Raw genomic sequence first — 11377 nt, forward strand, 5'->3', positions numbered from 1 at the left:
CGTCCTCCTCCATCAGGTCCAGCAGGACGCTCTCGAGGTCCGCCGCACCGCCGGCGCCTAGCTCGAGTCGGGCCCCGTGCTTCGCGGCCAGGGACTGCAGGTCAGCGGTGAGGGCATCGAGCGATCCGGGTTCGATGTCACGCAGGGTGGCCTGCAGGCAGGCGGCCCCCCGGCCCGCCTGATGGTCGCTGATGACCTCGTCCACGGAGCCCGAGGCCAGGGCCCTGCCGCGGGCGATCACGCACACCGAATCGGCGAGCCCGGCCACGTCGTCCATGAGGTGGGTGGTGAGCACGACGGCGGTGCCGGTGCGGGCGAGTCCTTTGATGAGGGTGCGCACCCGGCGGCGGATCGACGGGTCCATGCCCGCTGTCGGCTCGTCCAGGAACACCAGGTCAGGCCGGCCGATGATCGCCAGGGCAAGGGCCAGGCGCTGCCGTTGCCCGCCGGAGAGCCGCCGCACCAGGGTGCCGCCGAACTCGTCGATGCCCAGGTGCTGGGCCACCTCGTCCACGTCCAGCGGATCGGCGTGCAGGCTCGCCCCATAGCGAAGCAGGGTCAGGGCCGGTGCACCGGAGGTGAGCCCGCCGTCCTGGATCATCACGCCGACGCGGGCGCGGTGCCCGGGGCCGGCGCGCCAGGGATCCTCGCCCAGCACCCGGACCGAGCCGCCGTCCGGTCGCAGCAGGCCCGTGGCGCAGGAGATGGCGGTGGTCTTCCCGGCGCCGTTCGGGCCCAGCACGGCGGTGACGGCCCCGTGCTCGGCCCGCAGATCGAGCCCGTCCAGGGCCCGGACGGGGCCGTAGGAGAGCGTCAAGTCCTCGGCGACGAGGGCGGGCGTGTCGTTGTGCATGGCGCCCCCATGGTAGGCGGGGCCGGGCGCCCCGGTGAAAAGCGGACGCCCGGCCTCGGCCGGGGCACGCGCTCGTAGGTCACCCGTGCATCGACAGGAGCGGCCTCAGCGCCCCTGGAGGTGCAGCGGGGTGTGCTCCGGCTCCACCACCTCGGAGGCCAGCGGGGGCTCGGGGGCGGTGCCACCGGGACCCCAGGTGTCGGTCTCGAAGCGATCGCGGTCGTGCGGCTCCAGGATGTGGCTGATGTCCGGGCCCAGCGGCACGATCTGGGTGGGGTTGATGTCGGTGTGCACGTAGTAGTAGTGCTCCTTGATGTGCTGGAAGTCCACGGTGTCGCCGAAGCCCGGGGTCTGGAACAGGTCCTTGAGGTAGTTCCACAGGTTGGGCATGGTGGCGAGGGTCTGCCGATTGGCCTTGAAGTGGCCGTGGTAGGCGACGTCGAAGCGCACCAGGGTGGGGAACAGCCGTACATCGGCCTCGGTGATCGACGGGCCCATGAGGTAGCGGCGGGTGGACAGGCGCTCCTCCAGCTCGTCCAGCGCCTCCCACAGCAGGTGGTACTCCTTCTCGTAGGCCTCCTGCGACCCGGCGAAGCCCACCTTGTACACGCCGTTGTTGACCCGGTGCAGCATCCAGTCGTTCAGCTCGTCGATCTCGGCGCGCAGGTGCTGCGGGTAGAGGTCCGGTGCGCCCTCCCGCTGGAACTCGGTCCACTGGCTGCTCATGTCCAGCGTGATCTGTCCGAAGTCGTTGGTGACCACGGCGCCGTCGCGGGTGTCCACGATGGCGGGCACGGTGATGCCGCGGGGGTAGTCGGGGATGCGCTTGAAGTAGGCCTCCTGCAGGCGCTCGATGCCGAGCACCGGGTCCTTGCCGCCCTCGTCGAGGTCGAAGGTCCAGGAGCGCTTGTCGTGGGTGGGGCCGGCGATGCCCATGGACAGGGCATCCTCCAGGCCCAGCAGGCGGCGCACGATGATGGTGCGGTTGGCCCAGGGGCAGGCGCGGGAGACCACCAGGCGGTAGCGGCCGGCCTCGACGGGGTAGCCGTCCTCGCCGTCCTTGGTGATGCGGGTGGGGATGTAGTTCATGTCCCGGTCGAAGGACTCGCCCTTGCGGACGTAGCTGCCCTTTCGGTCGTGCTCGTTGGTCTCCTGCGTGCTCATGGCGTGCTTCTCCTGTCGTGGGACGGGTGTCGGGTTCCGCCCTGATGGTGATCCGCCGTGTGAGGGATCCACCGCCGAGGGACCGTCGGCACCATTATGATTGAAAAATGAAGTAAGCTCAAGAGGGGTGGAGATCGTCACTCGGATCAGTCCCCGACGGTCCCGCATCGAGGTCGACGATGCGATACGGTTTATGCAAGCAGATGCTTGTGAAATACGCACGAGTGAAACAGACGCGAGGCGCGCGTGCCCGATTCGCGGCGGGCGTGCGAGGGAGGAGGAGCGCGTGGACCACATCGACAGCGACCAGCGACCCGCCGACCCGGATCTCCGCGACACCCGTGAGCGGCTGATCGAGGCCATCTCGACCCACGGTCCGGTCACCGCGCGTCAGCTGGCCGAGCGCTTCGGTCTCACCAGTGCGGCCGTGCGTCGGCACCTGGCGGCGCTGCTGGCCGACGACGTCATCGCCGAGCACGAGGCCCCTGTGGCCCGCCGCGGGCGCGGCCGCCCCTCCAAGGCGTTCGTGCTCTCGGCCTCCGCGCACGAGTCGCTGCCCGGCGGGTACGACCAGCTCGCCGTGCTGGCCATGGAGGAGCTCGCGCGAGAGGGAGGCACCGATGCCGTGCGGCGCCTGGCCGATCGCCGCGTGGCCGACTGGGAGAGCGAGCTGGAGGCCCTGGTGGCCGATAGGATCGCGCAGGGCGAACGGGTGACCGTCGCGCGCCGGGTCGAGCTGCTCGCGGAGCTGCTCACCTCCCGCGGCTACGCCACCACCGTGCGCCCGCTCACGGTCCCCCTGCCGACAGCCGGTGCACGAGGTCGCTCCCGCCCGCGTACGCTCATGACGGCGCAGCTGTGCCACGGGCACTGCCCGGTCCTGGACGTCGCGTCCGGGCACCCGGAGCTGTGCGAGGCCGAGACCCGCGTCATCTCCCGCATCGTCGGAGCCCCGGTCCAGCGTCTGGCCACGCTGGCCCAGGGAGCACATGCCTGCACGACCCACATTCCGCTCACCGAGGGAAGGACACCATGACGAGCGCACCAGAGCAGCTCAGCCAGGACGAGATCATCGCGTCCATCGGCAACTACGCCTACGGATGGCACGACGAGGACTCGGCCGGCGCCAGCGCCCGCCGAGGTCTGAGCGAGGAGGTCGTCCGTGACATCTCCCGCTTGAAGGACGAGCCGGAGTGGATGCTCGAGCGCCGCCTGAAGGCCCTCAAGCTCTTCGACAAGAAGCCGATGCCGACCTGGGGCCCGGATCTCTCCGGCATCGCCTTCGACACCATCAAGTACTTCGTGCGCTCCACCGAGAAGCAGGTGACCTCGTGGGAAGAGCTGCCGGAGGACATCAAGGAGACCTACGACCGCCTCGGCATCCCCGAGGCCGAGAAGCAGCGCCTGGTCGCCGGTGTCGCCGCGCAGTACGAGTCCGAGGTCGTCTACCACCAGATCCGCGAGGACCTGGAGGAGCAGGGCGTCATCTTCGTGGACACCGACACCGGTCTGCGCGAGTATCCGGAGATCTTCCAGGAGTACTTCGGCACCGTGATCCCCGCCGGTGACAACAAGTTCTCTGCGCTGAACACCGCCGTGTGGTCCGGCGGCTCCTTCGTGTACGTCCCCAAGGGCGTGCACGTGGAGATCCCGCTGCAGGCCTACTTCCGGATCAACACCGAGAACATGGGTCAGTTCGAGCGCACGCTGATCATCGCGGACGAGGGCTCGTACGTGCACTACGTCGAGGGCTGCACCGCCCCGATCTACAAGTCCGACTCCCTGCACTCGGCCGTGGTCGAGATCGTGGTGAAGAAGGACGCCCGCGTGCGGTACACGACCATCCAGAACTGGTCGAACAACGTGTACAACCTGGTCACCAAGCGCACCACGGTGGAGCAGGGCGGCACCATGGAGTGGGTCGACGGCAACATCGGCTCCAAGGTCACCATGAAGTACCCGGCCGTGTGGCTGATGGGCGAGCACGCTCGCGGTGAGACCCTCTCGATCGCCTTCGCCGGTCAGGGCCAGCACCAGGACACCGGCTCCAAGATGGTGCACATGGCGCCGCACACCTCCAGCTCGATCGTCTCCAAGTCGGTCTCGCGCGGTGGCGGGCGCAGCTCCTACCGGGGCCTGGTGCAGGTGATGCCGGGCGCCGAGCACTCGGCCTCCACCGTGCTGTGCGATGCGCTGCTGGTGGACCAGATCTCCCGCACCGACACCTACCCGTACGTGGACGTGCGCGTCGACGACGTCCAGATGGGCCACGAGGCCACCGTCTCCAAGGTCTCCGAGGAGCAGCTCTTCTACCTGATGAGCCGCGGCATGGAGGAGACCGAGGCGATGGCGATGATCGTGCGCGGCTTCATCGAGCCGATCGCGCGCGAGCTGCCCATGGAGTACGCCCTCGAGCTGAACCGCCTGATCGAACTGCAGATGGAAGGAGCAGTCGGCTGATGACCTCGTCCGATGTCACCGATGTGAAGGGTGCCGAGAGCGCCGGGGACCCGAGGGCGAACGAGGCCGCGGGCAACGCGGCCGGCGCCGCGCCGGTCTCCGCCCAGGACGTCCTGCACGAGTCCGACGCCCGCGACGCGCGCGCGAGCGGTGCCGAGCTGGAGTCCGAGGGCCTGACCATGACCGGCCAGGAGGGCGAGAAGTCCGCCGCGCACGGCGCCGCCAACCGCGGCGACCGCAAGCGCTCCTTCGAGCTGGCCGACCACGAGGTTCCCACCTCCAAGGTCGAGGAGTGGCGCTTCACCCCGCTGCGCCGCTTCGCGCCGCTGTTCGAGGACGTCGCCACCGACGACCGCGAGGGCGACCCGGCCCTGGACTACCAGGTGGAGATCCCGCAGGGTGCTCCCGATGTCGCGAACCTGGCCCCCGGCCAGGCCCCCCGCGGCACCGTGCTGGTGCCCGAGGACCTCACCAGCGCCGTGGCCTCCGCCCGCTGCGAGCAGGCCCTGCACCTGGTGGCCCCTAAGGGCGCCGACGTGGCAGAGCCCTTCCGGGTCGCGATCACGGGCAGCGGTGCCGACCGCCGCGGCAACGCCCACATCGTGCTGGAGACCGAGGAGTCCTCCTCGGCCACCTTCGTGCTGAACCACACCGGCAGCGCCCAGTACGCGCAGAACGTGGAGATGGTCGTCGGCGACAACTCGCAGATGACCGTCATCGCCCTGCAGGACTGGGACGACGATGCGCTGCACATCGCCCGCCACCACGCCCGCGTGGGCCGCGACGCGAAGCTCAAGCACATCGTGGTCTCCCTGGGTGGCAGCGGCGTGCGCGTGGACGTCATCGGTGAGCTGGCCGCCCCCGGCGGCGAGCTGGAGAACCTGGGACTGTACTTCTCCGATGCCGATCAGTTCCTCGAGCACCGCCTGTTCGTCGACCACGCCGCGCCGAACTGCACCTCCAACGTCGCCTACAAGGGCGCGCTGCAGGGGGCCAAGGCCCGCTCCGTGTGGGTGGGTGACGTTCTGATCCGCAAGCAGGCCGAGGGCACCACCACCTACGAGCTGAACCGCAACCTGGTGCTCACCGAGGGCGCCCGCGCGGACTCGGTGCCGAACCTCGAGATCGAGACCGGGGAGATCGAGGGCGCCGGCCACGCCGCCGCCACGGGTCGCTTCGACGACGAGCAGCTGTTCTACCTCATGGCCCGCGGCATCCCGGAGAAGGAGGCCCGCCGCCTGGTCGTGCGGGGCTTCTTCGCCGAGCTCATCCAGCAGATCGACGTCCCCGAGATCCGCGAGCACCTCTTCGAGTCGATCGAGAACGAGCTCGAGCGGAGCATGAACTGATGCCCGACGCCTTCATCCCCGTCGCCACCCTCGATCAGCTCGCCCCCGGCGAGGCGATCGACGTCGTCGCCGGCGGGGTGGAGATCGCCCTGGTGCGCGACGAGGACGGAGGCGTCCACGCCATCGAGGATCGGTGCTCCCACGAGGACGTCCCCCTCTCCGACGGGGACGTCGAGGGCTGCACCCTGGAGTGCTGGAAGCACGGCAGCCAGTTCGATCTGCGCACCGGCCGTCCGCTGCAGCTGCCCGCCGTCCTCCCCGTGCCGGTGCACCCGGTGCGGGTGGACGAGACCACCGGCGAGATCTCGGTCGACCCGACCGCGACCCTCGCCCCCTGAACGTCCCCGTACAACGAACGCCAGGTCGAAGCGCCTGGCCGCACAGCTGAGGAGAACCACCGCATGTCGATCCTGGAGATCAAGGACCTCCACGCCACCGTCGAGACCCCCGAGGGCACCAAGGAGATCCTCAAGGGCGTGGACCTGACCATCAAGGCGGGCGAGACCCACGCCATCATGGGCCCCAACGGCTCGGGCAAGTCCACCCTCGCCTACGCGATCGCCGGCCACCCCAAGTACGAGATCACCTCCGGCTCGGTCACCCTGGACGGCGAGGACGTGCTGGAGATGAGCGTCGACGAGCGCGCCCGCGCCGGCCTCTTCCTGGCCATGCAGTACCCCGTCGAGGTGCCCGGCGTGACCGTCTCGAACTTCCTGCGCACCGCCAAGACCGCCGTCGACGGCGAGGCCCCCGCGCTGCGCACCTGGGTGAAGGACATGAAGGGCGCCATGGCGGACCTCCGCATGGATCCCGCCTTCGCCGAGCGCAACGTCAACGAGGGCTTCTCCGGTGGCGAGAAGAAGCGCCACGAGATCCTGCAGATGCAGCTGCTCAAGCCCGGGATCGCCATCCTCGACGAGACCGACTCCGGCTTGGACGTGGACGCGCTGCGCATCGTCTCCGAGGGCGTCAACCGCGCCAAGGAGAACACCGACGTGGGCATCATGCTGATCACGCACTACACCCGCATCCTGCAGTACGTGAAGCCCGACTTCGTGCACGTGTTCGTCGACGGGAAGGTCGCCGATCAGGGCGGCCCCGAGCTCGCCGAGCGCCTCGAGTCCGAGGGCTACGACCGCTACCTCACCCCCACCGCGTGACCACGGAGGAGCCATGACAGAGACCAGCGCACCCGGTGCCTCCGAGCACGCGACCGCTGAGCAGGTTTGGGAGGCGATGAAGGATGTGATCGATCCCGAGCTGGGGATCAACGTCGTCGACCTGGGCCTGGTCTACGGCATCACCGTCGAGGAGGGCAACGCCGTGGTGGACATGACCCTCACCTCGGCCGCCTGCCCGCTGACGGACCTGCTCGAGGAGCAGACCTTCGCGGCTCTGGACCCCATCACCGAGTCCCACCGGATCAACTGGGTGTGGATGCCGCCGTGGGGCATGGAGAAGATCACCGAGGACGGCCGCGAGCAGCTGCGCGCGATCGGGTTCAACCTCTGATCCGAAGCCGACGGCCCCCTGACCGCCCCCGCGGCGGACAGGGGGCCTGTGCTTTCACGGGGACTCTGGCGCGCGGGAGCCGTCCTGCGCACCCATGTCCGCCTCCGATTCCTGCTCGACATGCGGAAGCGAGACCGTCACGATCAGCCCACCGTCCGGCCGGGCAGCGAGGTCGAGCGTGCCCTGCGAAACCTCCACGATCGAGGCGACGATCGCGAGGCCCAGGCCACGGCTGTTCCCCGCGGTGCGACCGCCCGCAGTGCGGAACGGCTCGGTGAGGCTGGCGACCACCTCTGGATCGATCATCTCTCCGGCGCTTTCGATGCGCAGGCGGGAGCGTAGTTCCCCCTGCGGAAAGCCCACCGTTTCGGTGCGCATTGCGATCAGCCCACCTTCGCGGTTATGCCGGATGGCATTTTCCGTCAGGTTCTGCACCATCTGCAGCAACAACCGCTCATCACCCAATATGGTCGCCGGGCGGAGATCGAGCTCGAGGCGCAGCCCTCTCTCCCGGGCCTTGGGCGCGAAGTGTTCGAGCACTTCGCCGACCACCTCCGAGAGGTCCACCGTGGTGGTCTCCTGTTGCCCCGCTTCGGCTTCCGCCAGGTCCAGCAGTGACTCCACGGTGCGGGCGCTGCGCTCGTTGAGCTGAAGCAGTCGCTCAAGCACGTCCCGATCCACCGGGTCCGGCTTCGCGAGCGCTACATCGAGGATCGTCCGGGTGGCGGCCAGCGGAGTACGCAGCTCATGGGACGCGTTCGCCGCAAACCGACGCTGTGCCTCGTTGTAGCGTTGCAGGCTGTCGAGCATTGCATCGAAGGTCTGCGCAAGGCTGACAATCTCATCACGCGGCCCGCTCAGGCCGATACGGTGATCCAGCCGTCCACGGGCCGCGATCTGCGCGGCCTCATTGATCTGGGCCAGCGGCCGTAGCATCCGCCCGGCCAGCCACCATGCGGCCCGAGAGCTGAGCGCCGCGAGCAACACGAGTACGAGCGCTGAGACGGTGATCAAGAGAGCGATGAGGTCCTCTCTGCTCTTGACCTCGACCGAGAAGCTGCCACCCAGGTCCTCCGGATTCTCCGGCACGATGATGACCGATTCCCCGTCGGCGTCGGTCTCCACCGGGCCGAAGGCGTATTCCGGTCCCAGGCCCAGATAGGTGACCAGCACCGTCAACAGCACCGCGCCGCAGGTGATGACCAGCACTGCGTAGGAGAATGCCAATCGAGTGCGGGCGCTGAAACGGTGCTGTGGCCGAAGCTTCTCGGAGCGCTTGTCAGACATCACTTTCCTGGTTCTTCGTCTCATCGCCCGCTGCGCCGGATGCGCGCGGCAGGGCAAGGAGCTCCTCTTCTCACACCGCGTCATCGGGGTCGATCTTGTACCCGAAGCCGGGTACCGTGCGGATCACCCAGGGCTCACCCAGCTTGCGGCGTAGCGCACTGATCGTGACCTTCACGGACTGGGTGAACGGGTTGGCGTTCTCATCCCAGGCCTCCATGAGGAGCTGCTCGGCGCTCACCACTCGGCCCGGTTCACGGATGAGCGCCTCGAGCACCGCGAACTGCTTGGGGCTCAGCCGGACCGGCCGTCCGTTGCGGGTGACCTCATGCCGGAACGGATCCAACCTCACCCCGCTCGCCTGATGGCAAGCGGGGCGCGGAGTGAAACGCCGACGGCCCAGGGCGCGCACTCGCGCGACCAGCTCCTCGAAGTCGAAGGGCTTGGCCAGATAATCATCGGCCCCCAAGGAGAGCCCATCCACTTTCTCGTGAACCCTCCCGGCCGCGGTGAGCATGAGGATCGCCGGCCGGTCAGCATCCTGATCCAGCTGGCGACACACCTCATCACCGTGCACTCCGGGAATATCCCGGTCCAGCAACATCACGTCGTACTCGAAGGTCTCGACCGCCTCCAGCGCCGCTTCGCCATCCGGAGCGATATCGGCGGGGATAGCGGACAGGGCAAGGCCCTCTCGGATCGCTTCAGCCAGATACTCTTGGTCTTCAACGATCAGTACTCGCACAGTCTGCTCCGAGGGTGGATGTGATGGGTCCGTTCATGTGCTGAGCGCCGCTGTAGGCGAGGTGTTCGCCGCTCTCATCGCGGGCAGCACCCCGGCGATCGCGCCCACCAGGATGGTCACGACGATCCCGAGCAGCGGTACCAGCGGCGGTATCGTCGGCGTCCAGCCATTACTCAGCGAGACGGTGAGGGTGCACGCCCCGCCCAGGACGATTCCGGCGATGCCGCCATAGGTCGCCAGCAGCACGGATTCAATCATGAACTGCTTGCGGATGTGCGAGCGGGTCGCACCGAGAGCCCGGCGCAGGCCGATCTCCCGCCGCCGCTCCATTACGGTGATGACCATGATGTTCGCGACCCCGATACCGCCGACCAGCAGGGCGATCGACCCGACGCCCACCAGCAGACCGGTGAACACCGTGTCGATGGCGTTCTGCGCCGCCAGAGTGTCGGAGGGCCGGCTGACGCTGACCTCATTGGGCCGCTGAGCGTTGAGGGTCGAGGGAATCAGATCGCGCACCTGGGCGACGGCCTCATCCGCCGAACGCTCGAACAGCGTAGTGGGCGAACCAGAGAACTCCAGCTGCTGTGCCGCATGCTCACCGCCGACCAATACGGAGGTGTTCAGCTGTGGGGCCAGGGCTGAGGGTTTGAGGATCCCTAGCACCGTGTAGCTGACCCCGTTGATCGTGATATGCGAGCCGGGCGTGGTGATCCCGAGGCGTTCGGCGGCAGTGGCACCGAGAACCGTGGTGGGGTACTGCGCGGTGGCCTGGTTGAACCAGGAGCCGTTGCGCAGCTCGGTCGAGGTCACTTCTAGCAGCTGATCGCCAGCGGCCGCAACGGTGAGCCCGTTCGTCTGCGCGGGGTCGATGTGGGAATTGCGGTAGGCCCGCACTCCCTCGAGCTCCGCCACCGAGCTGACCTGCTCGACCCCGTCGATGCGGCGCAGCCGCTCCTCCGAGTCGACCGGCAGCGCGGTCTTCTCACCGCTGAACGACTCGCCCGGTGAGACTGTCAGCATGTTGGTGCCCAGTGCCGCCAGCTGCTCCTGCACCTTGGCCTGGCTGGACAGAGAGACCCCGATCACCGAGATCATCGCAGCGATGCCAATGGCAATCCCGAGAGCTGACAGAGCCGCTCGGGCCGGGTGCGCGCGTACACCATGCCAGCCAAGGCGCAACAGATCGATGCCGCGCAGCCGGGAGGTGTGTGTGGGGGTGGATGCACTCACGTCATGTCACTTTCTGCAGGGCCGGGCGGGATTCGTCGCGCCACACCGGTCCGGAGTCGGATTCGACGACTCCATCGCGGATGGCGATCTGGCGCGGGAAACGTGCTGCGACATCCCGGTCATGGGTGATGACCAGCACAGTGGTGCCGGCCTCGTTGAGGCTCTCGAGGATGCTCATCACCTGGGTTCCGGACCGGGAGTCCAGTGCCCCGGTCGGCTCATCGGCCAGCAGCAGGGGCGGATTGCCGACGACGGCTCGCGCTATCGCCACCCGTTGCCGCTGCCCTCCGGAGAGCTGCTTCGGAGTGTGGCCGGCGCGCTCGGACAGCCCCACACGCGCCAGCGCCTCCTGCGCACGTTCTCGCCGTTCGTGGCGAGGTAGTCCCCGGTACAGCAGACCGGAGGCGACATTGTCGACCGCCGTCTGCGACTCGTCCAGGTGGTACTGCTGGAACACGAAGCCGATGAGAAATGCGCGCAACGCGGACATCTGCGCATCATCGGCCTGGGAGATGCGTTGCCCGGCCAGCATCACCTCCCCGCTGGTTGCCCGATCGAGGGTGCCGATGAGGTTCAGCAGGGTGGTCTTCCCCGAGCCGCTCGGACCGATGATCGCGACCCGCTCACCGGAGTGGACATCGAAGCTCACCGCATCGAGCGCCGTGGTGGGAGGAGAGCCATAGCTGCGCGAGACCTCGCGAAGGGACAGCAGCGGAGCCGGGGCGCTCACTGGTGCACCATCCTTAGTGCGGCCTTGTTCGGTAAGGTCGTGACCAC

General features: G+C 68.3%; 12 protein-coding genes. 6 read left to right on the plus strand and 6 right to left on the minus strand.

Annotation, left to right across the window (positions count from 1 at the left end):
* Nucleotides 1-853 (minus strand): ABC transporter ATP-binding protein (locus M3B01_RS13760; protein ID WP_259793006.1); only part of this gene is annotated, 853 nt, incomplete at its 3' end.
* 105 nt (nucleotides 854-958) lie between these two features.
* A complete protein-coding gene (locus M3B01_RS13765; RefSeq protein WP_259793008.1) occupies nucleotides 959-2017 on the minus strand; it encodes a glutathione S-transferase family protein in 1059 nt (352 codons plus the stop codon).
* A gap of 286 nt (nucleotides 2018-2303) precedes the next feature.
* On the opposite strand from M3B01_RS13765, the gene M3B01_RS13770 reads away from it, so the two are divergent.
* The 6 genes from M3B01_RS13770 to M3B01_RS13795 all read left to right on the plus strand — a co-directional run bounded on the left by M3B01_RS13770 (nucleotide 2304) and on the right by M3B01_RS13795 (nucleotide 7338).
* Nucleotides 2304-3053 carry a metalloregulator ArsR/SmtB family transcription factor gene (locus tag M3B01_RS13770; protein ID WP_259793010.1) on the plus strand — a complete coding sequence of 250 codons (750 nt, stop codon included), beginning with the start codon at nucleotides 2304-2306 and terminating at the stop codon, nucleotides 3051-3053.
* Complete coding sequence (gene sufB, locus M3B01_RS13775) at nucleotides 3050-4477, plus strand: Fe-S cluster assembly protein SufB (RefSeq protein WP_259793012.1); 1428 nt, start codon at nucleotides 3050-3052, stop codon at nucleotides 4475-4477. The genes M3B01_RS13770 and sufB overlap by 4 nt, the downstream gene beginning before the upstream one ends.
* Complete coding sequence (gene sufD, locus M3B01_RS13780) at nucleotides 4477-5826, plus strand: Fe-S cluster assembly protein SufD (protein WP_259793014.1); 1350 nt, start codon at nucleotides 4477-4479, stop codon at nucleotides 5824-5826. The genes sufB and sufD overlap by 1 nt, the downstream gene beginning before the upstream one ends.
* A complete protein-coding gene (locus tag M3B01_RS13785; protein WP_259793016.1) occupies nucleotides 5826-6164 on the plus strand; it encodes a non-heme iron oxygenase ferredoxin subunit in 339 nt (112 codons plus the stop codon). The genes sufD and M3B01_RS13785 overlap by 1 nt, the downstream gene beginning before the upstream one ends.
* 63 nt (nucleotides 6165-6227) lie before the next feature.
* Nucleotides 6228-6986, plus strand: coding sequence for a Fe-S cluster assembly ATPase SufC (gene sufC, locus M3B01_RS13790; protein WP_259793017.1), 759 nt, complete (start codon nucleotides 6228-6230; stop codon nucleotides 6984-6986).
* Nucleotides 6987-6999: 13 nt separating this feature from the next.
* Nucleotides 7000-7338: a metal-sulfur cluster assembly factor gene (locus M3B01_RS13795; RefSeq protein WP_193866300.1), complete on the plus strand. Its 339-nt coding sequence runs from the start codon at nucleotides 7000-7002 to the stop codon at nucleotides 7336-7338.
* A 54-nt stretch (nucleotides 7339-7392) separates the two neighbouring features.
* Here M3B01_RS13795 and M3B01_RS13800 read toward each other — a convergent pair whose 3' ends face one another.
* The 4 genes from M3B01_RS13800 to M3B01_RS13815 form a co-directional block, all read right to left on the minus strand.
* Nucleotides 7393-8625, minus strand: coding sequence for a HAMP domain-containing sensor histidine kinase (locus M3B01_RS13800; RefSeq protein WP_259793019.1), 1233 nt, complete (start codon nucleotides 8623-8625; stop codon nucleotides 7393-7395).
* 70 nt (nucleotides 8626-8695) lie between these two features.
* Entirely contained in the window at nucleotides 8696-9367 is a 672-nt protein-coding gene (locus M3B01_RS13805; protein WP_259793020.1) for a response regulator transcription factor, read from the minus strand.
* Nucleotides 9368-9400: 33 nt separating this feature from the next.
* A complete protein-coding gene (locus M3B01_RS13810) occupies nucleotides 9401-10600 on the minus strand; it encodes an ABC transporter permease (protein WP_259793021.1) in 1200 nt (399 codons plus the stop codon).
* A gap of 1 nt (nucleotide 10601) precedes the next feature.
* Nucleotides 10602-11330 (minus strand): ABC transporter ATP-binding protein, encoded by a 729-nt coding sequence (locus tag M3B01_RS13815; RefSeq protein ID WP_259793022.1) that lies wholly within the window; start codon nucleotides 11328-11330, stop codon nucleotides 10602-10604.
* Between the last annotated feature and the right edge of the window lie 47 nt (nucleotides 11331-11377).

Origin of the sequence: Brachybacterium sp. p3-SID957 (assembly GCF_025144775.1) — a bacterium.
GTDB classification, from domain to species: Bacteria; Actinomycetota; Actinomycetes; order Actinomycetales; family Dermabacteraceae; genus Brachybacterium; species Brachybacterium epidermidis.

What these genes read in the sequence shown, in the direction of transcription:
- sufB (WP_259793012.1), top strand. Translation starts at nt 3,050, where the DNA reads ATGACGAGCGCACCAGAGCAGCTCAGCCAGGACGAGATCATCGCGTCC.
- M3B01_RS13800 (WP_259793019.1), bottom strand. Translation starts at nt 8,625, where the DNA reads ATGTCTGACAAGCGCTCCGAGAAGCTTCGGCCACAGCACCGTTTCAGC.
- M3B01_RS13795 (WP_193866300.1), top strand. Translation starts at nt 7,000, where the DNA reads ATGACAGAGACCAGCGCACCCGGTGCCTCCGAGCACGCGACCGCTGAG.
- sufD (WP_259793014.1), top strand. Translation starts at nt 4,477, where the DNA reads ATGACCTCGTCCGATGTCACCGATGTGAAGGGTGCCGAGAGCGCCGGG.
- M3B01_RS13785 (WP_259793016.1), top strand. Translation starts at nt 5,826, where the DNA reads ATGCCCGACGCCTTCATCCCCGTCGCCACCCTCGATCAGCTCGCCCCC.
- sufC (WP_259793017.1), top strand. Translation starts at nt 6,228, where the DNA reads ATGTCGATCCTGGAGATCAAGGACCTCCACGCCACCGTCGAGACCCCC.
- M3B01_RS13765 (WP_259793008.1), bottom strand. Translation starts at nt 2,017, where the DNA reads ATGAGCACGCAGGAGACCAACGAGCACGACCGAAAGGGCAGCTACGTC.